The organism is Corynebacterium hylobatis (assembly GCF_003955685.1).
In the GTDB taxonomy this organism is placed as follows: Bacteria; Actinomycetota; Actinomycetes; order Mycobacteriales; family Mycobacteriaceae; genus Corynebacterium; species Corynebacterium hylobatis.
Map to the genome: position 1 here is coordinate 41,259 of NZ_RXHJ01000007.1, position 25,707 is coordinate 66,965.

General features: G+C 65.7%; 22 protein-coding genes, 2 pseudogenes and 1 riboswitch. Of the genes and pseudogenes, 6 read left to right on the plus strand and 18 right to left on the minus strand.

All coding sequences use genetic code 11. The features are described from left to right. Window positions 1-20: 20 nt before the first annotated feature. From EAH68_RS07105 to gnd, 7 genes are all read right to left on the minus strand, one after another. Window positions 21-887: a 3-methyladenine DNA glycosylase gene (locus EAH68_RS07105; protein WP_126120636.1), complete on the minus strand. Its 867-nt coding sequence runs from the start codon at window positions 885-887 to the stop codon at window positions 21-23. Continuing rightward, a complete protein-coding gene (locus tag EAH68_RS07110) occupies window positions 880-1,908 on the minus strand; it encodes a hemolysin family protein (protein ID WP_439647620.1) in 1,029 nt (342 codons plus the stop codon). Before EAH68_RS07110 ends, EAH68_RS07105 begins: the two co-directional genes overlap by 8 nt. Window positions 1,909-1,928: 20 nt before the next feature. Then, window positions 1,929-3,311, minus strand: a complete 1,383-nt coding sequence (locus tag EAH68_RS07115; protein WP_126120638.1) for a hemolysin family protein — start codon at window positions 3,309-3,311, stop codon at window positions 1,929-1,931. A gap of 198 nt (window positions 3,312-3,509) precedes the next feature. Then, on the minus strand, window positions 3,510-4,856 hold the full coding sequence (locus tag EAH68_RS07120) for a DEAD/DEAH box helicase (protein WP_126120639.1): 1,347 nt from the start codon (window positions 4,854-4,856) through the stop codon (window positions 3,510-3,512). Window positions 4,857-4,914: 58 nt separating this feature from the next. Next, complete coding sequence (locus tag EAH68_RS14725) at window positions 4,915-5,280, minus strand: DUF2335 domain-containing protein (protein ID WP_164546426.1); 366 nt, start codon at window positions 5,278-5,280, stop codon at window positions 4,915-4,917. Window positions 5,281-5,327: 47 nt separating this feature from the next. After that, entirely contained in the window at window positions 5,328-5,510 is a 183-nt protein-coding gene (locus tag EAH68_RS14730) for a hypothetical protein (RefSeq protein ID WP_164546427.1), read from the minus strand. Window positions 5,511-5,663: 153 nt separating this feature from the next. Then, window positions 5,664-7,118, minus strand: coding sequence for an NADP-dependent phosphogluconate dehydrogenase (gnd, locus tag EAH68_RS07130; protein WP_126120641.1), 1,455 nt, complete (start codon window positions 7,116-7,118; stop codon window positions 5,664-5,666). Window positions 7,119-7,220: 102 nt separating this feature from the next. Here gnd and EAH68_RS07135 point away from each other — a divergent pair, with 102 nt between their 5' ends. Next, a complete protein-coding gene (locus EAH68_RS07135) occupies window positions 7,221-7,673 on the plus strand; it encodes a PaaI family thioesterase (RefSeq protein WP_126120642.1) in 453 nt (150 codons plus the stop codon). 211 nt (window positions 7,674-7,884) lie between these two features. Here EAH68_RS07135 and EAH68_RS07140 read toward each other — a convergent pair whose 3' ends face one another. Further along, complete coding sequence (locus EAH68_RS07140; RefSeq protein WP_126120643.1) at window positions 7,885-8,406, minus strand: hypothetical protein; 522 nt, start codon at window positions 8,404-8,406, stop codon at window positions 7,885-7,887. Between the two features lie 82 nt (window positions 8,407-8,488). Between EAH68_RS07140 and EAH68_RS07145 the strand changes: the two genes are divergently transcribed. Then, on the plus strand, window positions 8,489-8,863 hold the full coding sequence (locus tag EAH68_RS07145) for a helix-turn-helix domain-containing protein (RefSeq protein ID WP_126120644.1): 375 nt from the start codon (window positions 8,489-8,491) through the stop codon (window positions 8,861-8,863). Window positions 8,864-8,999: 136 nt separating this feature from the next. On the opposite strand, the gene EAH68_RS14950 is transcribed toward EAH68_RS07145, so the two are convergent. The 3 genes from EAH68_RS14950 to corA all read right to left on the minus strand — a co-directional run bounded on the left by EAH68_RS14950 (window position 9,000) and on the right by corA (window position 12,344). Then, a complete protein-coding gene (locus tag EAH68_RS14950) occupies window positions 9,000-9,134 on the minus strand; it encodes a putative transporter small subunit (RefSeq protein ID WP_241228335.1) in 135 nt (44 codons plus the stop codon). Then, window positions 9,131-10,870, minus strand: a complete 1,740-nt coding sequence (locus EAH68_RS07150; RefSeq protein ID WP_241228336.1) for a sodium:solute symporter family transporter — start codon at window positions 10,868-10,870, stop codon at window positions 9,131-9,133. The genes EAH68_RS14950 and EAH68_RS07150 overlap by 4 nt, the downstream gene beginning before the upstream one ends. A gap of 328 nt (window positions 10,871-11,198) precedes the next feature. Further along, window positions 11,199-12,344, minus strand: a complete 1,146-nt coding sequence (gene corA / locus EAH68_RS07155) for a magnesium/cobalt transporter CorA (RefSeq protein ID WP_126120645.1) — start codon at window positions 12,342-12,344, stop codon at window positions 11,199-11,201. Between the two features lie 19 nt (window positions 12,345-12,363). Here corA and EAH68_RS07160 point away from each other — a divergent pair, with 19 nt between their 5' ends. Further along, window positions 12,364-12,957 carry a class I SAM-dependent methyltransferase gene (locus tag EAH68_RS07160; protein ID WP_126120646.1) on the plus strand — a complete coding sequence of 198 codons (594 nt, stop codon included), beginning with the start codon at window positions 12,364-12,366 and terminating at the stop codon, window positions 12,955-12,957. Between the two features lie 4 nt (window positions 12,958-12,961). Then, window positions 12,962-13,861, plus strand: a complete 900-nt coding sequence (locus EAH68_RS07165; RefSeq protein ID WP_126120647.1) for a TIGR01777 family oxidoreductase — start codon at window positions 12,962-12,964, stop codon at window positions 13,859-13,861. Between the two features lie 25 nt (window positions 13,862-13,886). Here the strand turns inward: EAH68_RS07165 and EAH68_RS07170 are convergent. After that, a pseudogene (locus EAH68_RS07170) lies at window positions 13,887-15,413 on the minus strand (bifunctional hydroxymethylpyrimidine kinase/phosphomethylpyrimidine kinase); the annotation flags it as partial. Further along, a riboswitch (TPP riboswitch) is annotated at window positions 15,402-15,502 on the minus strand. (Overlaps the previous pseudogene by 12 nt.) A gap of 123 nt (window positions 15,503-15,625) precedes the next feature. Further along, complete coding sequence (locus EAH68_RS07175; RefSeq protein ID WP_126120649.1) at window positions 15,626-17,047, minus strand: NAD(P)/FAD-dependent oxidoreductase; 1,422 nt, start codon at window positions 17,045-17,047, stop codon at window positions 15,626-15,628. A gap of 171 nt (window positions 17,048-17,218) precedes the next feature. On the opposite strand from EAH68_RS07175, the gene EAH68_RS07180 reads away from it, so the two are divergent. Next, window positions 17,219-18,523, plus strand: coding sequence for an SAM-dependent methyltransferase (locus tag EAH68_RS07180; protein ID WP_241228337.1), 1,305 nt, complete (start codon window positions 17,219-17,221; stop codon window positions 18,521-18,523). 45 nt (window positions 18,524-18,568) lie between these two features. On the opposite strand, the pseudogene EAH68_RS07185 reads toward EAH68_RS07180, so the two are convergent. After that, window positions 18,569-18,948: pseudogene (locus tag EAH68_RS07185) on the minus strand (VOC family protein). A 105-nt stretch (window positions 18,949-19,053) separates the two neighbouring features. On the opposite strand from EAH68_RS07185, the gene EAH68_RS07190 reads away from it, so the two are divergent. Beyond that, the gene (locus tag EAH68_RS07190) at window positions 19,054-20,289 is read left to right on the plus strand and encodes an NAD(P)/FAD-dependent oxidoreductase (protein WP_126120651.1); all 1,236 of its coding nucleotides are present in this window, start codon (window positions 19,054-19,056) and stop codon (window positions 20,287-20,289) included. A gap of 173 nt (window positions 20,290-20,462) precedes the next feature. Here the strand turns inward: EAH68_RS07190 and chcC2 are convergent, their stop codons facing one another. The 4 genes from chcC2 to chcC1 form a co-directional block, all read right to left on the minus strand. After that, window positions 20,463-22,190: a 4-oxocyclohex-2-ene-1-carboxylate 5-dehydrogenase gene (gene chcC2, locus EAH68_RS07195; protein WP_126120652.1), complete on the minus strand. Its 1,728-nt coding sequence runs from the start codon at window positions 22,188-22,190 to the stop codon at window positions 20,463-20,465. 71 nt (window positions 22,191-22,261) lie between these two features. Then, entirely contained in the window at window positions 22,262-23,674 is a 1,413-nt protein-coding gene (locus tag EAH68_RS07200; protein WP_164546428.1) for an MFS transporter, read from the minus strand. A gap of 2 nt (window positions 23,675-23,676) precedes the next feature. Then, entirely contained in the window at window positions 23,677-24,000 is a 324-nt protein-coding gene (locus EAH68_RS07205) for a Dabb family protein (protein ID WP_126120653.1), read from the minus strand. Beyond that, a complete protein-coding gene (gene chcC1, locus EAH68_RS07210; RefSeq protein WP_126120654.1) occupies window positions 23,997-25,649 on the minus strand; it encodes a 4-oxocyclohexanecarboxylate 2-dehydrogenase in 1,653 nt (550 codons plus the stop codon). Before chcC1 ends, EAH68_RS07205 begins: the two co-directional genes overlap by 4 nt. Between the last annotated feature and the right edge of the window lie 58 nt (window positions 25,650-25,707).

Below are 25,707 nucleotides of genomic sequence, written 5' to 3' on the forward strand. Positions count from 1 at the left end.
CCTTCCTGACGCGACGGATACTAGCCCTGAAGTGTAGTGGTCTCCGCCTGGTCGATGAGGGAGACAAGCCGGTCACGCAGCGGTTTTCCACGTTCCGCGAGGTCGCGTTGGCGTTCGATGTACTCGGCCTTGCCCTCGGGGGTCTCGATGGCCACGACCCCGAAACCGTAGGCGCGGCAGTCGTAGGGGGAGGCCTCCATGTCGAGGACCCGGGCGTCGACGGCCAGTTCGAAGCAGTCGAGGAAGAGCTCACCGGGCACCAGGGGCCCGAGTTTGGCGGCCCATTTGTACAGGTCCATCGTGGCGTGCACGCAGCCGGCCTGGTCGTTGGCGGGTTGGTCCGCACGTTCCAGGACGGTGAGGTTGAGCGGTCGGGCAGCGGGGGTGAAGAAGCGGTAGGCGTCGAAGTGGGTGCACCGGATCCGGTGCTTCTCGACGACCGCGTCACTGCCCGCCGCACCCAGCCGCAGGGGCAGGTCGTGGCGCGGGTTGCCGGTGCGGTAGACCATGGCCCACTCGTGCAGGCCGAAGCAGTCGAAGTGCGCGGGGTTGAGGTTGGTGCGCACCAGCAGATCCCGGATGTAGGTCAGGGACTCGCCACGACGGGTCCAGAAGGCGGGCAGGTCGAGGGTGGTGCGGCCGTCGAGAAGCAGGTAGTCGCGCCACTGCGCCTGCGGGGCCTGCCCTTCCAGGTCGACGCCGACGCCGGGGTGCCAGCGGCGCAGCTGGGCGGCGCGCACGGGGTAGTACTCGAAGAGGAAGTCGTAGACCGGGTGCTTCTCATGGCGTTGCCGGCGGGCCAGGTGATCCCGGGTGAGATCGTCGGCGCGCTGCTGGTGGGCGGTGAGGCGGTGCTGCCAGGTGGCGGCGTCGAGAAGCTCAGGCATCCTCGTGCGTCCAGTCGTTGACGGTGCCGACATACTCCTCGATGAGGTCCTCCAGGGTGAGCACGCCGATGAGCTCGCCGCGGTCACGGACCTGGGCCATGTGCGCGGACCGGCGGTGCAGCTTGCGCAGCGCCTCATCCATGGTGCCGGAACCGTCGACGATGGTCAGTGGACGCAGGTCGGTGCGCGGGATGTACTCCTGGCCGCTGGCGGTGGCCAGGCGGTCGAGGACGTCCTTGACGTGGATGTAGCCAAGGTAGGAACCGTCGGTGCCGGTGACCGGGAACCGGGAGAAACCCGTCTCCACGACCGCGGCCTCCAGATCCCCGAGCGTCGGGCCGCGGCGGCCGAAGTCCAGGGTGCGGACCTTACCCAGCGGGATCATGACCTCCTTGAGGGAACGTTTCTCCGAACGCAGGGCCTGGGACAGGCGCAGGGTCTCCTCGGCGTCTAAAAGCCCCTCCTCGCGGGATTCCTTGATCATGAAGGCCAGCTGCGCCTGGTCCACGGTCGAATCCAGCTCGTCCTTCTGCTCAATGCCGAAGGCCCGCAGCGTGATGCGCGCGATCCAGTTCATGAACTCGATGAGCGGGCGGGTGATCTTCACCCACCAGATCATCGCCGGGGTCAGCCACATCGCCAGGGTCTCGGGACCTGCGATGGCGATGTTCTTGGGCACCATCTCACCGAAGAGGATGTGCAGGAAGGTGATGAAGGCCAGGGCGATGATGAACGACAGGGGGTGCAGCAGATTCTCCGGCACGCCCAGGGCAGTGAAAGGGGCCTCGAGGAAATGGGCGATCGCCGGTTCCGCGACCTTGCCCAGGATCAGCGAGGCGATGGTGATGCCGAACTGCGCACCGGCCAGCATGATCGACAGGTGCTCGGTGGCGTAGAGGACCTTGCGGGCCCCCTTGCGGCCCTGCGCGATCAGCGACTCGATGCGGTCTTTGCGCGAGGAGATCAGCGCGAACTCGGCGGCCACGAAGAAGGCGTTGGCCGCCAGCAGCGCGACGACCATGACGGTGGTGGCGAAGACATTCACGGCTGGTACTCCTGTGCTTCCTCATCGGTGACCGGGGTGAGGATCACCTTGTCCACCCGGCGGTCCTCCATGACGGTGACCCGGGCGATCCATCTGCCCGAAATGCCGGACTCGAACTCGGCGTGGCCCGGACGGTCCGCCTCCGGGAGCAGGAGCACATCCTTGACGCTCGGGATCCGGCCGAGGGTGGTCATGATCAGCCCGCCGAGGGTCTCATAGGGACCGGAGGGGGCGGTATAACCCACGCGGGCGGTGAGTTCATCGATGCGCACCAGACCGGAGACCTCCCAGGAGGAGCCGAACTTCTGGAAGTCCTGCTCCGCGGTGGCGTCATCGTGTTCGTCGTAGACCTCACCGAGGATCTCCTCGACGACGTCCTCGATGGTCACCAGGCCAGCGGTACCGCCGTACTCGTCGGCGACGAGCACCACCTGGGAACCGGCGGAACGCACCGTGCTCAGCACCGCATCCCCGTCGAGGGTGTCCGGCACGACCGGTACCTTCTTCGCCAGACGTCCCAGGGAGGTGGTGGAACGGGCCTCCCGGGGCACGGAGAAGGCGTCCTTGATGTGGACGACACCGATCGTCTCGTCCAGGTCCCCGCGCACCACCGGGAACCGCGAATGGCCGGTCTCCAGGGCACGCGCAATGAGGTCATCGACGGTGTCGTCGGCCCCCAGATAGGAGATCGTGGCGCGCGGGGTCATGAACTCATTGGCGGTGGCGTCACCGAACTGCAGGGAACGGTCGATGACCCGCGCGGTGTTGACATCCAGGCCGCCCTGCTCCGCGGAGCTGCGCACCAGGCTGCCCAGCTCCTGGCTGGAGCGGGCGGAGGCCAGCTCATCGGCCGGTTCGATGCCGAGCCTGCGGACGATGAAGTTCGCCGAACGGTTCATCGCGCGGATGAACCACTTGAAGACCATGTTGAACACATGCACCGGGTGGACCACCACCCGCGCGGTCTGCAGCGGCATCGTGATGGCCATGTTCTTGGGCACCAGCTCACCGAAGACCATCGATAAAAACGTCGCGACGATCAGCGCCAGCACCAGGGCGACCGCCCCGGAAGCCTGCTCCGTCAGCCCGATCAGCTCCAGCAGCGGGGTGAAATAACCCGCCAGGATCGGCTCCGCGAGGAAACCGGTGGCCAGGGTGGTCACGGTGATACCCAGTTGGGCACCGGAGAGCACGAAGGAGAGATGCTGGTGGTCACGCTGCACCGCGAGGGCGCTGCGGTCACCCTTGTCGCGGACATGGTTGTCCACGGTGGAACGCTCCAGACCGGTGAGCGCGAACTCAATCGCGACAAACAGCCCGGTGGAACCGGTGAGGGCGATGAAGCCGAGGAGGGAGAGGATGCTTAAGAATATGTCCATGAGTGGCGCGGTGAGCTGTCTGGCCTTAAAGGGTGGGGACGGATACGGCGGAGGGGAATGGCCGGAAAAACCTCCGGCACGGCCGCGGTGATGGCGACCGTCCTGCCGCAGCAGCTGGCCCCGCGGCGAAGGCCGGGTACCGGACGGCACCCTGTACCAGTGATCTTAGACAAGATCGCGCCGCGCCAGGGAGCCGACTCAGGAGGTGCGGCGGCCCCGGCGCTGACCGGAACTCCCGGAGTCCCCGGTCCTGCCCTGTCGTCCCCCGGAACGACCCGGACGACCACCCTGCCGGGAGGCGGAACCACCTCGGCGCGGGCCACGTGCCTGCTGGCCCTGCTTCTGGTTCTGCTGCTGGCCCGGGGGCGGCAGCGGGGTGCCGGAGGGCACCCGGGCACCGGTGATCCTGGCCAGGACGTCGGAATCGGCGGTCACCCGCGTCTCCGGGGCGTCCACACCGGCCTTGCGCATGAGGTCCTGGACCTCCTTGCGCTGCTGGTCCATGACGAGGGTGACCACCGTGCCGGAGGTCCCGGCGCGCGCGGTACGCCCCGCGCGGTGCAGGTAGGCCTTGTGCTCGGCAGGCGGGTCCACGTGGACAACCAGGGAGACGTCGTTGATGTCGATGCCGCGGGCCGCGATGTCCGTGGCCACCAGCACCGGCACGGAACCGTCGGCGAAACCGGCCAGCGCATTGGTGCGCGTGGTCTGGCCCTTGTCACCGTGCAGGCCGGCGGCCTCGATGCCGACGCGGCGCAGCTTCTTCACCTGGCGGTCCACGCCGTGCTTGGTGCGCATGAACATGATCGTCTTGCCCTCCCGCGCTCCGATGCGCAGGACAACGTCATTACGGTCATCCCGGTCACTGACCAGCAGACGGTGGTGGTCCATCGTGTCCACCGAGGCCTGCACCGGTGCCGTGGAATGGGTCACCGGATCGGTGAGATAACGGGTGATGAGCTTCTGCACGTCACCGTCCAGGGTGGCGGAGAACAGCAGGCGCTGACCCGTCTTCGGGGTGCGGTCCATGAGGCGGCGGACCTGGGGGAGGAAACCCATGTCGGCCATCTGGTCGGCCTCGTCCAGGGCGGTGACGACGACCTCGTCGAAGAAGAGCTTGCCCTGGTCCAGCAGATCCTGGGCACGGCCCGGGGTGGCCACCAGCAGATCCACCGGGGCGGCCAGGGAACGGATGTGGCGGTTGATGTTCACACCACCGACGACGTCGAGCACCCGCAGCCCCATGGCGGCCGCCGGATCGGCCAGACGCTCACACACCTGGGAGGCCAGCTCACGGGTCGGGGTCAGCACCAGTGCGCGGGGATGCCCCGGGCGGGTGACGCCGGACTCAGCCAGACGGGCCAGCATCGGCAGACCGAAGGTGAAGGTCTTGCCGGAACCGGTCGGGCCGCGGCCCAGCACATCGCGTCCCGCGAGTGCGTCCGGGATGGCCGCCTCCTGGATGGGGAAAGGTTCGGTGATGCCCTGCCGCTGGAGTTCACGCACGATGGGCAGGGGAAGGCCGAGATCCTTGAAAGTGGTCATTAGGGAGAGTCTACGCTGCAGACAGTCAAAAACCCGCCCCAGGCCAGCCAGCGGCCCATTACTCGATCTCGCCAGGCGTTTCGTCCCTGCTTCCCGGACGCCAACGGGCGCTGTTCACGGGCCGGACGAGCACGCCGAAGACGCTCAGGCACCCCAGGATGCCCATCGCGATGGCGAAAGGCGTGTTTCCGATCACCGCGAGGGCCGTGACCATCCACTGTCCCCGCCGAACTGCCGTGCCATCCTCCCTGATGGAGGCGGCGATGGCGAAGTTGACCTCGGCGTTCGATCTGGTGGCGGCGTTGGCTGCTTCAGTTGAGCTCTCGGCCATCCGGACGATCCTGTCGGCGAGACCGGGCGTGATCTGGTCGTACTGCGCGAGTTCGCGGGGCTCGGGAAGCGGGGCGATGCGTGTCACCTGCATCAGTTCATGGGCGACACGCTCGGAAACCTGATCGACGAGTTCGGCCTCTAGCGCTTCGTCGTGTTGTAGGTGTCGATCGCCTCGCGGAGGGACCTCCCCGTCTGGGTCCAGGCCTTCCGGACGTTCTCCATCGGGTCGTGTACCCGGGCCGCGTAGATCACCCGACCGTCGCTTGAGTGGGCGATCACTCCTCGCTTCGAGGTCTTCCTCGGTTTCATGGGTGTGCTCATCGGTCATCCCTCCTCCTGTGCGAATAGTGCTGTAACTGCATCACCATTATGACACCGACCCAGCAGAAATCACCACACCGGCAGATCCGGGCAAAGAGAAAACGCGGCAGAAGACGGATGCCTCCTGCCGCGCCTCAGCCGTCGGGCCGGGTTCTAGGATTCAACCTCGGAGCGGTCACCGGACCACAGGGTGTGGAAGGTGCCCTCCTTATCGATGCGCTGATAGGTGTGTGCACCGAAGAAGTCACGCTGGCCCTGGATGATGGCGGCGGGCAGACGCTCGGCGCGCAGGGAGTCGTAGTAGGACAGCGAGGAGGCGAAGACCGGCACCGGCAGTCCCAGGCGGGTGGCTGCGATGACGACCTTGCGCCAGGAGTCGATCAGGCCCCCGAGCTCACCCTTGAAGTAGGGGTCGAGCAGCAGGGCCGGGAGCTGCGGGTTGGTGTCGTAGGCCTCGACGATGCGGTTGAGGAACTTCGCGCGGATGATGCAGCCGCCCCGCCAGATGGTGGCCAGGTCGCGAGGGTCGACGTTCCAGTCGTGCTCGTCGGAGCCGGCCTTGATCTCGTCGAAGCCCTGCGAGTAGGCCACCAGCTTGGAGGCGTAGAGCGCGCGGCGGACGTCCTCGACGAAGCCCTCCTTGTCCAGGCCCAGCCCGGCGAAGTCGGCCAGCTCACCGGTGGGCAGGTTGCCCTGGGCGGCCTGGCGCTGGTCCAGGGAGGACGACAGTGCGCGGGCGAAGACGGCCTCGCCGATGCCGGTGACCGGCACGCCCAGGTCCAGTGCCTCCTTGACGGTCCAGCGACCGGTGCCCTTCTGGCCGGCGGCGTCGAGGATGACGTCGACAAGCGGCTTACCCGTCTCGGCGTCCACCTGGCGCAGCACCTCGGCGGTGATCTCGATGAGGTAGGAGTCCAGATCACCCCTGTTCCACTCGGCGAAGACGTCGGCGATCTCCGCCGGCTCCATGCCCGCCCCGAAACGCAGCAGCTGGTAGGCCTCACCGATGACCTGCATGTCGGCGTACTCGATACCGTTGTGGACCATCTTGACGAAGTGGCCGGCCCCGTCCGGGCCGATGTGCGTGACACACGGGGTGCCGTCGACGACGGCGGCGATGGACTCCAGCAGCGGGCCCAGGGTCGCCCAGGACTCCTCCGGACCACCCGGCATGATCGACGGGCCGTTGAGCGCACCCTCCTCACCACCGGAGATACCGGCGCCGACGAAGTGGCGGTTACGCGCGGACATCTCCTTCTCCCGGCGCACCGTGTCGGTGTAGAGCGCGTTACCGCCGTCGATGATGATGTCGCCGTCCTCCATGGCGTCGGCAAGCTGGTTGATCACCGCGTCGGTGGCCGGGCCCGCCTGGACCATGATGATCGCCTTGCGGGGACGCTCCAGGGAAGCCACGAAATCCTCGATGGTCTCCGACGGGAGGAAGGAACCGTCGGAGCCGTGCTCGGCGATCAGGTCCCGGGTCTTCTGCGGGGAACGGTTGTAGACGGCGACGGTGTGGCCGCGGGAGGCGAAGTTGCGGGCGAGGTTAGATCCCATGACGGCGAGTCCGACGACACCGATCTGGGCGAGATTATTTGGGGTGGTCATACCCCGGGATTCTACGCATGCGGACTGTCTCCGGCACTCACCCCGCCAGGAAGGTCTTATCTTTCCGATAGTTGCAGGAGGGGACCGGTAGAATCGTCCGGCATGAGCGACAACCCCCTGCAGGAACTGATCGATATCGTCAACACTGACGGCCCCCTCCCCGTGGCGCTGCCCGCGTGGTTCAACACCGCCAACCGCGGACTCGACCCCCATCTGGGCATCCGCTACACAGCCATCACCCGGGAGAAGGTTGTCGCCGAGTTGCCCGTCGCCGAGCACCTGCTCCAGCCGGCCGGCCTGGTCAACGGCGGTGTGTTCTCCGCCCTGGCCGAATCTGTCGGCAGCCTCGCCGGGGTCATCGCCGCAGGCGCCCCCGTCGTGGGGGTCAACAACTCCACCGACTTCATCGCCGGGGTCAGCCAGGGCGTCATCGAGGCAGTGTCCACCCCGGTGCAGACAGGACGACGCACCCAGCTCTGGGAGATCACCATGCGCAACGACGGCCGCCTGGTGGCGCGCACCACACTGCGCACCATGGTGATGGACAGGCAGTAGGGGACTGTTGGGGCGGTGGGGGGACGTCACGGTCCGGACACCGTGCGCAATATCTGACCTTGACGCGTCAAGCCCGGGGCCCCGAACAGCGACGATGCGCGCCGGGCCCTCCCGGAGCTGTGAGATGTTACGCACCGCCACTGGGTGTCGGAAGCCTACTCACATTCGGCGGAGCTCCCAGGGATTTCATCGGTGCTGTCCTGGGTCATCTTCACATCGAGCGTAAGTTCCACCCTTGCGCCTTGGGTAACCAGCTGCTTGTAGTGGAAGAGATCCCATCATCGATACGCATGAACAGGCTTGGTGCCGTCTCCAGAGGGAGGGGAAAGTGCCGTAGTAGTTGGCGGCGGTTTTGGCTGGTTACACCTTGCCACCTTCTCCTTGTCCCCATCGTCATCGTCAACGGACCCGCCGCCATTGCCGGAACCACCTCACTCATCGGATCATGGAGCCCGGAAGTGCGGATCCTCAACGCCTCTGCAGCGACACGGAACTCGCGGGGGTCACCGGTGAAGGGCGTGGACAGGGCAGGGTCGCTGACACTGAGTCCCTCAAGGTCCTCCGGAAACAGAAACACCTCGCTGAGGATGTTGTCCTGGCGCCCGTAGGTGATCGTGGCTCTGCCTGCGCTTTGTTCCACCTGAACGATGGTGGCAGGAGCATCCTCTGATTCGGTGTGCATCCTCCCGGCGGACAGATTCCCGATCACTGTGGAGGAGGAGTCGGTGGCCATTTGGGCTCCCGGTGCTCAGCTATAGGGCGAGGCATAATTTATTGTGCGGTCAATAGTCTATCGGCGGGGCACATTCTTTTGTATGCAACCACCGCCACCCGATCTTGAATGGGCAACCTATGGGGCGGCGCTGGCACATAGGGCACGGGAACTACGTAGACGTCTTAAGCTCACCCAGGAGGAGCTGTCTGAACGTTCCGGGGTCAGTCGCAACATGATCCAGAACATCGAGCGCGGACATGCCACGGGAAAGCCTGGTGATCCGACAAATCCGACCATGAAGACGCTTTACTCCCTCAGCTATGCACTTGAGGCCCCACCGGCGGTCCTCCTTCCGGACCTGGCGAGCAAAGTTCGGCAGCGTAGCCCATCAGTAGCCACTTCGCCGGGTATCGAGGAGATCCTCCGCGTGGACATCGCATGGCCAGCAGATCTGGATGTGGAACTGCCCGAATAGCGATGTGAGTCCCCAGGCGTGGCTTTTCCTCAACTCGGTACGAGTTCACCTGCTGATGTCTGATACAGCACTGCCGCTGCTCATAGGCTGAACTTTCAGCACATGAACAGCGGCAGGAGCGGTCGGGATGGCCAAATCAGACAACCGACCGGTTCTCGCGCCGGGCGTCTGCGTAATCCTTGATCACGCCGACGGTAAGTGCGATCAGCACGAGCGCGGCCAGCACCGGCCACATGAGGATGTAGATGGTCATCAGCACTGTGGTCGTCATCGGGTACCTCCCTCCGGGTCGCTGTCAGCCGTCCCGCCGGTGGCCGCCTCCGTGGCCTCCATTGCCGAGGTCTCGGGGCTGTGGATGGTGGTGGTGCGTGTCTTACCGCCCTGGAAGGACAGCACGCGTTCGTCGATAAGCTCGAAATCGAAGCGCTCGTTGCTACGCAGGCTGATGAGCACGCACAGCAGGGCGCTGATGCCGTAGGCGAGCAGGGCGCTGAGCAGGGTCGGGAAGTCACGGAGGAATCCGACGAAGATCGGGACCATGGCCACGAACATGATCGCTGCGGCGGCGAAACCGGTCCGGCGGCCAAAGGTGCCGAAGGCCAGCAGTCCCACCGCGGTTGCGGCACCCAGGGCGGCAAGCAGCTCGAAGATGACCGCGTGGATCCCGAACAGCGGGATCGTCTCGAAGCGGGTCAGCAGGAAGAAGGCGACGGCCACAACCACGGAGATGACGAAGGCCCTGCTGGTGATCCGGTTCCAGTAGAAGCTGGCGATCACCGGGAAGACCAGCGCCCCCCACAGCCCGCCCACGAAGACCAGCAGGTCGAGGATGTTGAAGTTGGCGAAAGCCAGGATCACACCGCAGGCGGTGGCACCGATCATGGTCATCCGGCCGACCAGCAGCATCGTCCTGGCCTTGACACGGCCGCGGGCGATGTTCTTGCCGTAGATGTCGGTCATGGCGATCGAGGCCAGTGCCGAGAGGTCGGAATCCGCGGTCGAGGACAGCGAACCGATGACCATGATGAACAACGCCACGATCAGGGCGGTCGGCAGGAACTCCACGCCCATCTGCGGGATGAGGTTGTTGGTGCTGTCGTCCACCGGCTGCATACCGATCATCGCGGCCAGCACGCCGAGCATGCCCAGACCGATGACGGTACCGGCGTAGCCGAGGGTTGCCGTGACAAAAGTTGCCTTGATGCGGTCGACCCGCACCGCGAACAGCCGCTGCATGATGGTCTGGTTGCCGATGGCGTAGGCCAGCACAGCCACCATGTAGGGCGCGCCCTGGTAGAGGAAGGCATCCTTCGACCAGAAGTCCGCCTTCTGCGGATCCTGGGCACGCAGCGTGTCCATGCCGGTCTCGATCATGTCGGGGCCCCCCGCGGCGAAGAAGATCACCGGGATGATGATGACCGCGGCACCCATCATGGCCACGAGCTGGACGTAGTCGGTGAGGACCGAGGCCCGGAACCCGGACCAGACGGTGTAGGCGAGCACGCCGACCGCGACCGCGACGACACCGGTGCCGAAGCTGAAGGGGGTCAGCATGTACACCAGGGCGCCGGCGGCGGTGAAGTTCGCCGTGAGGCTGATGAGGCTGCCGGCGATGTTCGACACCGCGAGCATCATCTGACTGGATGAGCCGTGCCGGGCATGGACCATCTCGGCGAGAGTGTGCGCGTGCGGTGCAAGCTGACGGAACCGTTTGCCGAACGGGTAGATGCACAGGATCATCAACGCACCCCACAGTCCGTAGTGGATGGGGCCGGAGATGCCGTAGATGTAGCCGGCCTCGGCGGCGGCGTAGAAGGACGCGGCCCACACCCAGGTTGCGGTCATTGAGGAGGCGGAGAAGCCGTATCCGATTTCTCCGGTCGAGACCATGAAGCCGTCGACGTTTTCCTTGCGTTCGCGGATGCTGAGGGTGAGCAGGTAGGTGAAACCGAAGAAGCCGACCAGCATCGCGATGGTGGCGAAGGCGCTGAACTGAAAGCCTTCCAAATCTTCCTCCAGACTTCGGGACCGAAGAATGACGGACCCGCAGGCGCGTGCTGCCGGACGAAATGCCTGGGCTTTCCGGTCCCGAATTCACAGAAATTGCACGCTGTGTTGCCTGCGGGTGATTTGAATGCTGCGTCACCATAACAATTTTTGATCCAGACAACGAATCGAGAACGTAAAACCTATGAATGACGGTGACGCATGATATGATCAAAAATTTTATGTGACCACCGTCTCTGAAGGGCTACATTACGGGTCCGGCCATGGGGCAGGGATCCACCATGTGCCGAGGCCACCGGCGCTGGCCCAGACGTGCCGGTTCAGCAGGTCACAGCCAGTTGTTGCGGCGGAACCACCAGAACATCAGCACCACCACAAAGATGATGAAGCCGAGGACCATGTAGTAGCCGTAGGGGTGGTGCAGCTCCGGCATGTTGGTGAAGTTCATGCCGTAGATCCCGGCGATCAGCGTCGGCGCGGCGGCCATACCCACCACCGCGGAGATGGTGCGCATGTCGGTGTTCTGCTGCATGGTGATCTTGGCCACCGAGGCGTCGATAAGCGCCGTCAACCGTTCGTCATAACCGGCGATCTGATCCTTGACGGCCATCTCATGGTCGAGAACATCACGGAAGTAGCTGCGCAGCTGCTTGCCCAGGATGTCCCGGTTCTCCGTGATCAAGGACCGCAGGGCAGGCGCCAGGGGATCGGTGGAATGCCGCATCTCCAGGATCTCGCGTTTGTACATGTAGATCTGCTCGATGTTGAAACGCGAACCGGGGGTGAAGACCTCCTCCTCAAGCTCATCGACCTCCTGCTCCAGCTGCTCGGCGATGCGGCTGTAGTCATCGACCAGGTGGTCCGCCACCCGCCAGGCCAGGGCCGCCGGCCCCAGAGCCACCAGCTCCGGGTTATGCTCGACCGCCTCGGACAGTTCCGGCAGCTCAGCACCGTGACGCACCGTGATGATGAAGTCCGGCCCGATGAGCATCTGCACCTCACCGGTGGTGATGATCTCCCGGGAGTCCCCCACAGAGGCCTCCGCATGGAAATTGACGGAACGCACGACCATGAACAACTGGTCATCATAACGCTCCACCTTGGGCCGCTGGTGCGCGGTCACCGCATCCTCCACGATCAGGGGATGGATGCCGAACTCCACCGCCACCCGCTCCATCTGATGGTCATCCGGCTCCTGCAGCCCCAACCACACGAAACCACTGCCGTGCTCCCGGACCTCCTGCAACGCGGAGCTGACAATGTACTCACCCGGCAACCGCCGACCGTCCATGAACACCCGACAGTGATCGATGGCCCGTTCCAGCGGCACCCGCACACGCCGGTGCTCCGCCACGGGCCGGGAGTTACCGTTCCTCCGGACGAGGGGAGGCAGAGCTTTCTCGAAGGGGCTGGGCACCTGGGGGCCTCCTCCAGATCGATCCGGACATGATGGCCCGACCAGCTTAACCCCCATCGTTTCTATACTTGAGGCCATGCCCACCTGGAATGACGTAACCTCGCAGAACCCCGACCACTCGGAGAACTACGCCCGCCGCTGGCAGACGATGATCGAACGCGGCGACGACATCGACGGCGAGGCCCGGCTTATCGACGCCCTCGCACCCCGCACAGCCCGCATCCTCGACGCCGGCTGCGGACAGGGCCGCGTCGGCGGCTACCTCGCCGCCCGGGGACATGACGTCACCGGCACCGACCTGGACCCGATCCTCATCGGACACGCCCGCAACCTCCACCCCGAAGCCACCTGGCTGGTCGGGGACCTGAGCACCGATGACATCCCCGCCGGTGACTTCGACCTGGCCGTCTCCGCAGGCAACGTCATGGGCTTCCTCGCCGAGGACGGCCGCCTGCCCGCCCTGCGTAACATCGCCCGGACACTCAAACCCGGCGGGCGCTTCGTCGTCGGATTCGGCGCCGGCCGCGGCTGGGGCTTCGACGACTTCATGGCCACCGCCACCGACGCCGGCCTCGAACCCGAGAACGTCTTCGAATCCTGGGACCTGAAACCCTTCACCGAACGATCCGACTTCCTCGTCGCGATCTTCACCCGACCGGCAGGAGAGTAAACCCATGACACCCACCAGAATCATCATCTCCGGCGCCTCCGGACTGATCGGCTCCGCACTCCGCACCTCCCTGGAGGCCGACGGCATCCAGGTCACCTCCCTCGTCCGCCGCCCACCCCGCAACAGCGACGAGGTGTCCTGGGACCCCGGCCGCAGCCCCCTCGACCCGGATGTGCTGGCCGGGGCCGCTGCCGTGGTCAACCTCAACGGAGCCAGCATCGGCCGCCTCCCCTGGACAACCAAATACCGGGAGATCCTGCGCAGCTCCCGCCTGGGACCCACCCGCACCCTCGCCGACGCCCTCCGCGAACTGGGGGATGAGGCCCCCATGCTGGTCTCCGCCTCCGCCACCGGCATCTACGGCAACCGGCCCGGCGAAACCCTCACCGAAACCAGCCCGGCAGGAGACGGCTTCCTCGCCCGACTGTGCGTCGACTGGGAAACCGAGGCCCTCAAGGCCGGCCCGGACGTCAAGGTGGCCCTGCTGCGCACCGCCTCCCTCCTGCACCCGGAGGCCGTACTCAAACCCCTGATCCCCCTCACCCGCTTCGGCGTGAGCGGACCACTGGGCGGCGGCCGACAGATCTGGCCCTGGTTCTCCCTCGACGATGAAGTCCGGGCCATCCGGCACATCATCGACCACCACATCACCGGCCCCGTCAACCTCGCCGGCCCCACCCCCGCAAGCGCACAGGCCATCGGCCACCACCTCGCCAAACGCCTGCACCGCCCCTACCTGCTGCCCGCCCCCACATGGGCCCTGCGCCTGGCCATCGGCCGCGAAGCCGCCAACTCCCTCCTCCTGGCGGATGCCACAGTGGTACCGGAAGTACTCAGCCGAACCGGCTTCCAGTTCACCGCGCAGACCGCCCGCCAGGCCATAGACACCGCCCTCCAGCGCTAGCCCCCACGCCAGGCGCGCCGGGCTGTCACCAGGTGCGGTCGGCCTGGGCGAAGAACTCCCGTTCGTAGATACACGCGTTGAGGTAGGCGGCCATCGCCTGCTCCCGCTCCTCCGGGGAGGCGGCGGCCAGGGCCCGTTCAGTGCGCGCGATGGCCGCGCGCGCCCCGGCGGTGAACTCCTCCCCGCCGTAGGTCTCCAGCCACGCCCGATAGGGGTGACCTTCGTGGTTGTCGCGCATCAGCTCGAAGCCGATCTCGGCGTAGAGCCAGAAACACGGCAGCACCGCGGCAGCACCGACGGCATAGGGCTCCACGGCGCAGGAGGCGACGAGGAAGTTGGTGTAGGCCAGGGTGACGGGGGAGGGGGCGGTGACGGTGATGTCCTGGGACCCTAACCAGTCCCGGTGCAGCTGCGCCTCTCCCTCGAGCACCTCGCGGGCGCTTTCCGCCCAGCCGATCTGGCCCTCCTGGTCCGGCGCCCCGGCAGAGAGCAGCGCCAGGGCCCGGGAGTAGCGGTTGAGGTACTGGGCGTCCTGGTCGAGGTAGAAGGCGAAGTCCCGCTGACGCAGCGTGCCCTCACGCAGCTCCCGGATGAAGGCCAGGTCCATGATCTCCGCCCAGACCTGCCCCGTGGCCTCCCACATGGCGCGGGTGTGCGGGCCGGCAGGTGCCAGATGCGGGACCGGTGCCGGGATCGTGGGCAGCTCACCGCTCAGGTGCGGCCACGGGGTGGCATCGGCCGCTGCCGTCAGGCGGTGGGTGCGGTGGAAGTGGTCCACCGGTCCGTGCCCACCGCCGACCTCGAGGCCGTCGGCGTGGCGGATCGCCTCGTGCAGCCAACGGGTCGACCACTCCAGGGCGTGGGCCACCGGCTCACCCGCGGCCAGACGGGTGGCCAGCGCCGCAGACAGCGAGCAGCCGGTGCCGTGGGTGTTCTTCGTGTCCACCCGACGGGTGGGCACGTGGTGGACAGCGCCGTCGGGATGCACGACGGCATTGTCGGCTGCGGCGCCGGTCAGGTGCCCGCCCTTGACAATGACCACCGTCTCCGTTTCCGCCGCCAGGCCCGTGGCCTGGGTGATCGCCTCGTCGAGATCGACGGCCATCTCCGTGTCGCAGAGCACCGCCAGCTCCCGCAGGTTCGGGGTGATCACATCCACCCGGCGCGCCAGTTCCCGTACCGCGGCCTCGGCGTCCGGCTCCAGCAGCCGGTCTCCGGAGCTGGCGACCATCACCGGGTCCAGCACCACCTGGCCCACCTCCCGGGCGGCCAGCGCCTCGGTGACGACGGCGACGGTGGCGGCGTCGCCGAGCATGCCGATCTTCACCGCATCCACCGTGACATCGTCGAAGACGGCGGCCAGCTGCTCACGGAGGAAGTCATGGGGCGGGGTGTGCACAGAGCGCACCCCATGGGTGTTCTGGGCGACCAGGGCCGTGACCGCCGCCATACCGAAACCCCCGGCCGCGGCGATGGACTTCAGGTCCGCCTGGATGCCTGCACCTCCCGTCGGGTCGGTGCCGGCGATGGACAGAACGCGTGGTTGAGTCACGACAATCCCTCCGCTAGTTCTAGCTAGATCAGGTTCGATGGGTGTGTTCTCAGCACAGCCCTGTAAGCCGTGCACCCCAATGTCGTGGACGAGCCTATCAGGCACCAGCGGGGCCTCCTCCCACCCCGGCACAGGCATCAATTTCCGCAGGACGAAAAAGGGCCCGGCAGGAAAATTCTCCTGCCGGGCCCTGGAATGCGCGTGGGTGACTGTCAGCGCAGCTGCTTTTTACCGGTGAATTTGGTGGTGTCCCGCAGCTCGATCGGGGTGTCGCCCTCGATCTCGGAGGTGAACTCCTGGAGCTTCATCAGTGCGGTGCGCGAGTGCAGCTGCTGGCGGGTGGTGGCCAGGTTGTAGCGCTTCGGCGCGACGCTGTTGAGGCCCCAGTTGAGCATGGAGATCATGCGGTTACGGAAGCCGACGAGGAAGAGCACGTGCACGGCCAGCCACAGCATCCAGCCGATGAAGCCGGTGACCTCGACCTTGCCCATCTTCACCACGGCGCTGAATCGGGAGACGATGGCCATGGAACCCTTGTCGAAGTACTCGAAGGGCTCGCGCTGCTCGACGGTGCTGCGTCCGGAGAGCTCATCGGAGATCAGCTCGGATGCGTACTGGCCACCCTGGATGGCGACCTGGGCCACGCCCGGCAGGTTCTGGTAGTTCATCATGTCGCCGACGACGAAGACATTCTTGTGCTTGCCCACGGTCAGGTCGTCGTTGACGAGGACACGCCCGGCGCGGTCGACCTCGGCACCGGACTGCTCAGCCACGAGCTGGCCCAGCGGGGAGGCTGCCACACCGGCGGACCAGATCTTGGTGAAGGTGTCGATGGTCGTCTCGGTGTTGTCGACGGTGCTCCTGTAGGTGACGGAGTTCTCGTCGACGTCGGTGACCATGGCGTTGAGGCGGACGTCCACACCCAGTTTCTCCAGCTGGCGCTGGGCGTTACGCCCCAGGCGCTTGCCGAAGGGCGGCAGCACCTGCGGGGCGCCGTCCAGCAGGATGATCTTCGCGGCGGCCGGGGAGAAGTTGGAGTACTCGCCGGTCAGGGTGCGGTGGGAGAGCTCGGCCAGCTGGCCGGCCAGCTCCACACCGGTGGGGCCGGCGCCGACGATGACGAAGGTGAGGAGGCGCTCCCGCTGCGCCGGGTCCTTGGCCAGTTCGGCGCGCTCGAAGGCACCGATGACGCGGGCCCGGATCTCCAGGGCATCATCGATCGTCTTCATGCCCGGGGCGTACTGGGCAAAGTGGTCGTTGCCGAAATAGGACTGGGAGGCGCCTGCGGCGACGATGAGGGAGTCGTATTCGAAGGTGCGGGTATAGGTACCCAGGGAGGTGGTGACCACCTGCTTCTCCAGGTTGATGTCGGTGACCTCCCCCTTGACCACGTTGGCGTTCTCCTGTCCCTTGAGCACCTGGCGGGTCGAGGGGGCGATCTCGCCGGAGGAGAGGATGCCGGTGGCCACCTGGTAGAGCAGCGGCTGGAACAGGTGATGGTTCGTCCGGTCGATGATGGTGACATCGACGTCGGCGTTCTTCAGGTCCTGGGCGGCGAAGAGGCCGCCGAATCCGGACCCGATGATGACCACATGGTGGCGGCCGCCTTCAGGACGGGAGGGGGTGTTCGTCATTGAAGATCAGTTCCTCATCTACTAGCGGGAAGCAACGGCACCCATCGTATCCCGTTCACGGGTGTCAACGGGACCGGGGAGCCGGGAAATCCGTGGCTAACCCCGATTCCGGACATCGGAATGGTGGGGCATTCGTGTTTCGGGGCACGGCGGGGGTTAGGATCGTCGGTTGTGAGGCATCCCCATCTGGCGGCCATCGACGCCGCGGCGTGGCCCGGTCTGGCTGACGTCCCGACCGGACGGCTCATCAGCATGCGCGCCCGCGTGGCGGAGGCCGCCTTCGCCCGGGCCTGCGTGCAGGCCGGACTGGACCCGGATCCGGCCGGGAAAGCCGACCTCGTCGTTGAATACGACACCCTCTTCCACCGCCTGGCGGTCTCCGGCTGGCTGGGGCTGGCGGAGGGCTACATGGCCGGGGAATGGCATTCGGAGCGTCTCACGGATGTCCTTGAGGCCTTCATCCGCGTCGGATACCGGCCCCGTCCGGGCAGACCCGGCAAGGTCCTGTCCGTCGGGAGCTACGGCGGGGGAGAGCTGCCCACCGAACTGGTCCGTCTGAGTTCCGGTGACGGACTGAGCGCTTTCGCCGGGGTTTTCGCCTCCGGGGTGCCCACGACGGTGCGTACCGCTGTGTCCAGCCACGTCCCGGGCCATGCCCGCGACCGCGGCCGGGCCACCTACTTCGTGGACATGACGACGTTCTCCGCGCCCGTGGACGTGGACCGGGACGATCTCGGCGATGCGCAGGAACGCACCGTCATGCGGCTTCTCGACGCCGCGCGGGTCACCGGCGGCACCCATCTCCTGGAGTACCCGGGTTCCGGCGGCGCGGTCGCGATTGCTGCGGCGCACCGGCGGGCGACCGTGGATACGCTCACCGCAGACCCGGAGCATGCCCGGGCGGTCGGGGAGCAGCTCATGCTCGCGGGTGTCGACGCCTCGGTGCACACCGCCGTCATCGAACGTCCGGTGCCCGGTCCGCGGGACTGGCGGGGCAGCTACGACGCGATCGTGTCGGTGGAACGCCTCGAGGCCCTCGATGAACGCGACCGGGTGCCCTATATCCGAGCCCTGGACCGGCTGCTGACCATCGGCGGTTTCATCTCGATGCAGTCGGCGGTGGCCACCGAGACCATGACCCCCACCGCCCGGGCCGCCCTCGATCCACTGCGGGCCTATGTCTGGCCGGGGCTGGATCATCCGACGGTCACGGACATCCATAAGCTGGTCGACCGCGAATCAGGCCTGCGCATCATCGGGGAGACCTATCTGGGCAGCCACCAGCAGCGTTCCCTGGCGATGCAGCGCTCGCTTTTCGACGGACAGATGCGCGAGGCCGCCGCCGCCGGCTTCGACATCGCTTTCCGACGCCTGTGGAGCTACCAGTTCTCCCTCCGCGAGGCCCTGTACCGTCTCGGCATGCTCGACACCGTCCAGTTCACGCTCACCCACCGCGACCGGCGGGGACGCCGGTGACTGTCTGGCCCTCGGGTCCTGGTGGCGCACTACACGCCCTGAGTACTAGTTCGGGGCGATGTTGAACATCCAGATCCTGCCGAAACGGTCGGTGAGCTGACCGAAGGTCGCCTCCCACGGGGAGCGCTCCAGGGGCATGTCGATGGTGCCACCCTCGGCGAGCTGTTCCCAGTGCTCCCGGATCTGCTCCGCCTAGGCGGGTCCCCCGGTGATCGCCAGGGGAGTATCCTGCCCCTTCTGCGGCGCGTCCCCGCCCGGGACGTCCGCGGCGAAGAGCACCTTGCGGTCGTTGATGATCAGCTCGGCGTGCATGACCTTGTCGCCAGCTCGCGGCCGAAGATCCGCTGGTAGGTCTCCATGGCCTCCCGGGCGGTGCCGGGGAAACGTCGGTAGGGGGTGATGTCTGCGGTGCTGGAGTTCGTCATGGTCCCGAGTCTGGGCCGCCCGAACAGGGACTGCGGTCCGGACCACAGGGGTAGTGTGGCATATAACACACAAGAACCCGATTCTTTGAGGACGGTGCAGTCAGCATGTCGAACCCCATCGAAGTGAAAGCAACTCTCCAACCCGCCTATGACCACATCATCGTCGGCGGGGGTGTGGCCGCCGACAAGGCCGCGCGGGCGATCCGGGAGGTGGCCCCGGACGCCTCCGTGCTGATCATCTCGGATATCAGCGATGGCCCGCTCTACCGGCCCGGCCTGTCCAAGGACCTGTGGCTCAAACCCAATGCGGAGCTGGACAGCATCGACCTGGCAACGAAGGAGAACACCGGTGCCGAGCTTCTGCTGGGGACGCGGGTGACCGCCCTCGACCCGAAGGGGCACACCGTGACCACCGCCGACGGGCAGCAGGTCGGCTACGGGAAGCTGCTGCTGGCCACCGGCGCCTCCGCCCGGCACATCGGCACCCCGGACGATGAGCGCATCGTCTACTACCGCAACGCCGATGACTACCGCCACCTGCGCTCCATGGTCTCCGAGGGCACCCGCGTCGCCATCGTCGGCGGCGGTTACATCGCCTCCGAGATGGCCGCCGGGCTGGCAGCCGTGGGCGCCGACGTCAGCGTCCACTTCCCGGGCAAACGCATCCTGGAGCAGATGTTCCCCGACTCGATCACCGGGCACCTGTCCAAGCTCTACGAATCGAAGGGGGTCAGCCTCAACGGCGACTTCTTCCTCGACTCGCTGTCCGCCGGGGAAAAGCTCGTGCTGAAGTCCACGTCCGGGGACGAGGTGGTCGCCGACGTCGTCGTCCTCGGCCTGGGCGCGGCCCCCAACATTCAGCTCGCCGAGGAAGCCGGCCTGACCCTCGAGATGGGCGGCGTGCTCGTCGACGAGACTCTGGCCACCAGCGCCCCCGACATCTACGCCGCCGGCGATATCGCCACCTACGATGACCCCATCCTCGGTCGCCGCCGCGTCGAACACATGGCCATGGCGGAGCGCTCCGGCGACACCGCCGGGCGCACCATGGCCGGCGAACGCACCGAATACCGCTACACCCCGCTGTTCTGGTCCGATCTCTTCGACGACGGCTACGAGGCCGTCGGGGAGACCCGCACCAACCACCGCGTCGAGGAGCACTGGAACGACGAGCACACCGCCGCCGTCCTCTACTACCTCGACGACAACGACGTCGTACGCGGCGTCCTGCTGTGGAACACCTGGGACAGCGTTCCGAAAGCCCGCGAAGTCATGGCCGCTTCCAAGGAAGGCAAGCTGGCTGCCTCCGAGCTGGCCGGTCAGATCACCCCGGGAGGCTGAGGGAAGGGGCAGAACCCCACCGCGCCGGGGATTAAATCCCATCAGGTGGGAAATTCATGAAATGGGATCGGGTCTCGGGCCGAGGATTCAGGAGACCCATGTCCACCAGGTGGGAAAGCTTGCTAAGAATAGAAACGGCGCCCCCTTATCCAGGGGCGCCGTTTCCATCAGAATTAACCTGCCCGGGAGGCAGAACGCTGCTTCAACCGGGCGATGTCGCGGCCCATGCGGTAGCCGAAGATCAGTGCGGGACCGATGTGGGAACCGTAACCGGGATAACCACCCCCGAAAACGGAGACAGCTGCTGAACCCACTGCGAACAGTCCCGGGATGACCTGGCCGTCATCGTCGATGACCGCCGAGTGACCATCCACGTCGATGCCGGCGAAGGAACCGAGATCCCCCATCCGGATCTTCACCGCGTAGTACGGGGCCTTCTCCAGGGTCGCCAGATTCGGGTTCGGCTTATGAGTCGGGTCTCCCCGGAAGTGGTTGTAGGCGGTGGAACCCCGGCCAAAGTCCTCGTCCACACCACTACGGGCGAAACCGTTGAAACGGGTGACGGTCTCCTCCAGGGTGACAGGATCTGCACCGATCTTCCCGGCCAGTTCGGCGAGCGTGTCGGCCTTGATGAGGAAACCGATGTCGTGGAAGTACTTCCGCGGGATGGGCCAGGGCTTGGCGTAGCCGATGCCGTAGGTGTGCATGCAGGCGGCATCCGCGATGATCCACGCGTAGGTGTCGTCGTGGTCCTTGTCATGTTCGAGCAGCTGACGGCCGAAGTCGTGATAGCTCAGGGCCTCATTGCCGAAGCGTCGCCCGGTGCGGTCCACGGTGATCATCCCGGGCAGGCCGATCTGCCGCAGGTGGGGGAACAGTCGTTGGCGGCCGTCGCGGAGCTGTCTGAACTCGGTGACCGGTGCCCAGGAACCCGGGGTGAACACGGCGTCGCTGATACGACCGCCAGCGGTGATGGCCATCTCCGCGCTGGAGCCGTTATGGCCGATGGTGGGGGTGATGTGGTTGTCACCGGTCACATCGTGCGGGAAGTGCTTTCTGCGCAGGGTGGTGTTGCCGGTGAAACCGCCGCCGGCGAGCACCACACCGAGGCGGGCGTGGACAGTGCCGGAGTGCACACCGCCGAGGACCGCCCCGGTGATGGCTCCTGTGTCATCCTGTTCCAGGGCCTCCACGGGGGTGGCGGTCCAGACGGTGACACCGGCATCAAGTGCCGAGCGAACCATGCGGGTGATCAGGGCGGAGCCGTTGGTGCGTTTGAGGGGCTGACGGTGGACGAGGGCATCGAACCAGGTGCGGGTGAGTTTGCCGGCCACGTAGCAGAAGGCGCGGAGAGAGCGGTTGGCCTGGACGACCTTGTTGAGGTCCGGGCCGACCTGAGGCATGTACCCGAAGACGGTGTAGGAACTCAGGTAGGGCTGGAGTTCGTGCCTGCGCTCGCCGAGCATGCGGGCATCGGCGTCGTCAGGGAGGATGGCGCGCCCGCCGATCCTCGCCCCGGGCAGGTCCATCTGGTAGTCGGGGGCTTTGTCGGGGTAGACGAAGTTGACCTCGGTGTTGTCCTCGAAGAAGGTGATGGCCTCCGCGACGGTGTCAAGGAAGGCCGTCACGCCGGCCTCGTTGTAGGTGTCCGGTGCCAGGGCCTTGAGGTAGGTCTCGACTTCCTCGCGGGTGTCACCGGTGGCGGCTGCGCCTTTCGGGTTTCCGGGCACCCAGGCCCAGCCGGCGGAGATGGCGGCGGTACCACCGAAGTGGGCCTCCTGTTCTGCGACGATGACGTCAAGTCCCTGGTGTGCGGCTGCGAGAGCGGTGGCCAGGCCCGCGACACCGGAACCGACGACGAGGACATCGCAGGTGCGGCCAGAGTTGATGCTGGAGGTCATGGAACTTAATTCCTTTGCTGATTCAGAGATTTCTGGGTGGAGAGGAGAGGTGGTTATCGAAATCGAACGCCTTAAAGAGGACTCAGGACAGGGCTCTGCGTCTTGGGGCTACCGGATGACTTCTGGTGAGTTTCCACGGACTCTTCCGTTTCCCAGCTGGCGGTGGCGCGGAGGTAAGGCTCGCCGAGACGGGTGATCGGGATGAAGGCGGTTTCGCGGGAGCTGAGAGCTGCACCGGCGGCAAGGATTACACAGACGAGGCCGAAAACAGCCACAGGTACCCAGCCGAAGGTTCCGTCTGTGAGAAGCAGACCACCGATCATCGGGCCAAAGCCGGCGACAACCAGGCCCAGTTGATTTCCCATGGCCATGCCTGTGTAACGGACCGGCGTGGCGAAGAGCTCTGCGAAGTAGGAGGGCCAGATGCCGTTGAAACCGGAGTAGAAGACGGTCATGAACAGCAGGCTTGCGCCGAAGACCAACCAGATATTGCCTGTTCCCAGGGCCAGGAAGTAGAGGAAGATCGAGACACCGCAGCCGGCCATGGAGGTCAGTATCAGAGGCTTGCGACCGATGCGGTCAGACAGGAGACCGGCCAGCGGCATCATTATCATGGACAATCCGATTGCGACCGCATTGATGGTGAGGATGGAGGTCCGGTCGAAACCACCCTGGGAGGTCGCATAAGAGAGTCCGAAGACCGTGAAGATGGTCTGCATGACGGAGAAGATCGACATCAGGAGCACCCGAAGAACATCGCCCCCCTGGAAACGGAGGACCTGACCGGCGGGCAGCTTCTTCGGCGCGGAGGATTCCTCCACCTCGTCCTGGAACACGGGTGTCTCATCAAGCTTGGTGCGAACCCAGAATGCGAGGATCAGTACGACAACGGACAGGAGGAACGGGACCCGCCAGCCCCAGGTCATCAGTGCCTCTTCCGGAAGCGCAGCAATCGGAATGAACACCACAGTGGAAAGCACCATGCCGGAGGCGTAACCGGTCATGACGAAGGAGGTGAAGAATCCACGCCGCCGTTCCGGAGAGTGTTCAAGGGTGAGGGAGGAGGCGCCGGCTGCTTCCGCACCTGCTGAGAATCCCTGGGCGAGTCGGCCGAGGACCAGCAGTACCGTGGCCCAGATACCGATCTGGCTGTAGGTCGGAAGCAGGCCGATTCCCAAGGAGGCCATACCCATCAGCAGCAGAGTGAAGAGCAGGACGTTCTTCCGGCCGATCCGGTCGCCGAAGTGCCCCATGACCAGACCACCCAGCGGGCGGGCGATGTAAGCGACGCCAAAGCTGGCGAACGCCCCGATTGTGGCGATCGTCTGGTTGCCTTCGGGAAAGAACAGCCGGGGGAAGACGAGGGCTGCGGCGGTACCGTAGATGAAGAAGTCGTAGTACTCCAAGGTGGAGCCGAGGAAGGAGGCCAGAGCAGCTTTCCGGGGGCTCCGCCGCTCTTCCAGGGTTGTTGCTTCGGTGCTCATGTTCAGACCTTTCCTACAGGGACAGCGGGATGGGGGTGAAGCTCGAAATCGACATACGCCAGTTCTTCGACATTGGGCAGGGAGTAGGGTTTGATCGCTTCGTGGAGAGGGTGCGTGTTGTAGGTATCGAGGTCCTCGAGGGACTCGAAATCAACAATGAGGACGTGATCCCAGGACTTCCCGGTGTGGAGGACATCATGGCCGTGGGTGAGGCTGAGCATGCCGGGGATCTGTCCACGCATCGCTTCCAGACCCTCGAGCCATTTCGCCCGGATGTCCGGGGTGAAGCTGTCTTTCCAGCGGAACATGAGGACGTGGCGGATCATGCGTGCACCGCCAGCGGGTTACGCTCACTCAACCGGGTGGTGATGGTTCGTCCCGCCTGGAAGGCCATGGTCATGAGAGGGCCGAGCGTGGCACCGGCGCCGGGGTATCCGGCCGCGAAGGGGGATTCTGAGACGTTGCCGGCGGCGAAGAGCCCTGGAATGGGTTCGCCGTCAACGTCGATGACCTGGCCGTTGCCGTCTGTGGCGACTCCACCGCAGGTGCCGAAGGCGCCGTTGACGACCTCGAGCGCGTAGTACGGGCCCTGCTGCAGGGGACCGAGCGAGGGGTTGGGCCAGGAGCAGTCGGCGTCACCCCAGTAGCGGTCATATTCGGATTCTCCACGCCCGAAGTCCTCATCCACCCCGCGTACGGCCATCTCATTGAATCGCGCAACCGTGTTCTGCAGAGCCTCAGCCGGAACATTGATTCTGCCTGCCAGCTCCTCAAGGGTGGCGGCCTCGATGAGATAAGCCGGGGTCGGCTGGCCTGCACGGTGGTCCAGGATGCCGTAGCGCTCCAGGTAGGAGTGGTCGAAGACCACATGAGCGGGGGTGTTGAGTGTCTGGTTGTTGGGCGAATCCCAGGACTGCAGGCAGCGTGCGAGGTCGTTGTAGTTCTGCGCTTCATTGGCGAAGCGTTGCCCATGGCGGTTGACCATGATGGACCCCGGCCCCTGGCGTTCAAAGCGAAGTAGTGATCCGATGGGGGATCCGTCGCGCGTGCCCCCGGTCAGGGACATCGGTGCCCACCATGCCTCCCGGGTTCCCCGGACCGCAGCGCCCACACGCTGGGCCATTTTCAGCCCATCACCGGTGTTGGACGGTGGGGAACATACGGTGTGCAGGCGAGAGGCAAGCATGGAATCCGCGAGCTCGTGATCCCACTCGAAGCCCCCCGAGGCGATCATCACCGATCCGGCATGGATCAGGTGCCCTTCCTCTGTCTCAATGCCCGTGATCTTCTCGGGGGAACCGAGCAGCCGCGTCACCCGGGTGTCAACAGCGAAGGTGACACCCATCCGCACGCAGGCCGACACCAGCATGGCCACGAGGGCATGTCCCTTGGCCGCGTAACCGTCGATCATGCGCTGGTTGAGCTCCTCCCAGGGGAAGCGGGTGAAAGCGCCCCAGTTTTCGTACTCCTGCATGGTGTACGGGTGGCGTCCGTCGGTGCGGATGTGCGCGGCCATTCCGCCGAGGGCCTCGCGGTAGTTGAAGAGCTCCGGCTCCACGGTGCGGCCACCCTGCACCGCCCCAGCGAAGTCCTGGCGGTAATCCGGGAAGTTGTCCAGGAAGAGGAACTTCACGTCGAGCTCATCTGCCAGGAACTTGAGCATTGCATCGCCGTGATCGAGCGCTGCGTCGAGAAGCTCCGTGCGGCCGCGGCCACGGGAAACCGCCTTGACGTATCGACGACCAGCTTCCTTGGAGTCAGACATACCGGCCCGGTGGGCGTAGTGATTATCCACGACCCAGAGCATTCCGCCGGACACGGCGGAGGTGCCCCCGAGAAGGTCGGTCTTTTCCGTGACCAGCACATTGAGGCCAGCGTGGGCGGCAGTGGCTGCGGCAGTCAGTCCGGCTGCGCCGGAACCTACGACGACCAGATCGTAGCTGTCGGACAGCAGGGTATCGTTGAGGATTCGCATGATTGGTGTTGCCTCTCACTCATTTCCATCGGGTGTGAGCTACATCATGAAACGGTGA

Bases quoted from the DNA above. Each gene is read 5' to 3' on its own strand.
- EAH68_RS07105 (WP_126120636.1), bottom strand. From the start codon at position 887: ATGCCTGAGCTTCTCGACGCCGCCACCTGGCAGCACCGCCTCACCGCC.
- EAH68_RS07110 (WP_439647620.1), bottom strand. From the start codon at position 1,908: ATGGTCGTCGCGCTGCTGGCGGCCAACGCCTTCTTCGTGGCCGCCGAG.
- EAH68_RS07115 (WP_126120638.1), bottom strand. From the start codon at position 3,311: ATGGACATATTCTTAAGCATCCTCTCCCTCCTCGGCTTCATCGCCCTC.
- EAH68_RS07120 (WP_126120639.1), bottom strand. From the start codon at position 4,856: ATGACCACTTTCAAGGATCTCGGCCTTCCCCTGCCCATCGTGCGTGAA.
- EAH68_RS14725 (WP_164546426.1), bottom strand. From the start codon at position 5,280: ATGCAGGTGACACGCATCGCCCCGCTTCCCGAGCCCCGCGAACTCGCG.
- EAH68_RS14730 (WP_164546427.1), bottom strand. From the start codon at position 5,510: ATGAGCACACCCATGAAACCGAGGAAGACCTCGAAGCGAGGAGTGATC.
- gnd (WP_126120641.1), bottom strand. From the start codon at position 7,118: ATGACCACCCCAAATAATCTCGCCCAGATCGGTGTCGTCGGACTCGCC.
- EAH68_RS07135 (WP_126120642.1), top strand. From the start codon at position 7,221: ATGAGCGACAACCCCCTGCAGGAACTGATCGATATCGTCAACACTGAC.
- EAH68_RS07140 (WP_126120643.1), bottom strand. From the start codon at position 8,406: ATGGCCACCGACTCCTCCTCCACAGTGATCGGGAATCTGTCCGCCGGG.
- EAH68_RS07145 (WP_126120644.1), top strand. From the start codon at position 8,489: ATGCAACCACCGCCACCCGATCTTGAATGGGCAACCTATGGGGCGGCG.
- EAH68_RS14950 (WP_241228335.1), bottom strand. From the start codon at position 9,134: ATGACGACCACAGTGCTGATGACCATCTACATCCTCATGTGGCCGGTG.
- corA (WP_126120645.1), bottom strand. From the start codon at position 12,344: ATGGGGGTTAAGCTGGTCGGGCCATCATGTCCGGATCGATCTGGAGGA.
- EAH68_RS07160 (WP_126120646.1), top strand. From the start codon at position 12,364: ATGCCCACCTGGAATGACGTAACCTCGCAGAACCCCGACCACTCGGAG.
- EAH68_RS07165 (WP_126120647.1), top strand. From the start codon at position 12,962: ATGACACCCACCAGAATCATCATCTCCGGCGCCTCCGGACTGATCGGC.
- EAH68_RS07175 (WP_126120649.1), bottom strand. From the start codon at position 17,047: ATGACGAACACCCCCTCCCGTCCTGAAGGCGGCCGCCACCATGTGGTC.
- EAH68_RS07190 (WP_126120651.1), top strand. From the start codon at position 19,054: ATGTCGAACCCCATCGAAGTGAAAGCAACTCTCCAACCCGCCTATGAC.
- chcC2 (WP_126120652.1), bottom strand. From the start codon at position 22,190: ATGACCTCCAGCATCAACTCTGGCCGCACCTGCGATGTCCTCGTCGTC.
- EAH68_RS07200 (WP_164546428.1), bottom strand. From the start codon at position 23,674: ATGAGCACCGAAGCAACAACCCTGGAAGAGCGGCGGAGCCCCCGGAAA.
- EAH68_RS07205 (WP_126120653.1), bottom strand. From the start codon at position 24,000: ATGATCCGCCACGTCCTCATGTTCCGCTGGAAAGACAGCTTCACCCCG.
- chcC1 (WP_126120654.1), bottom strand. From the start codon at position 25,649: ATGCGAATCCTCAACGATACCCTGCTGTCCGACAGCTACGATCTGGTC.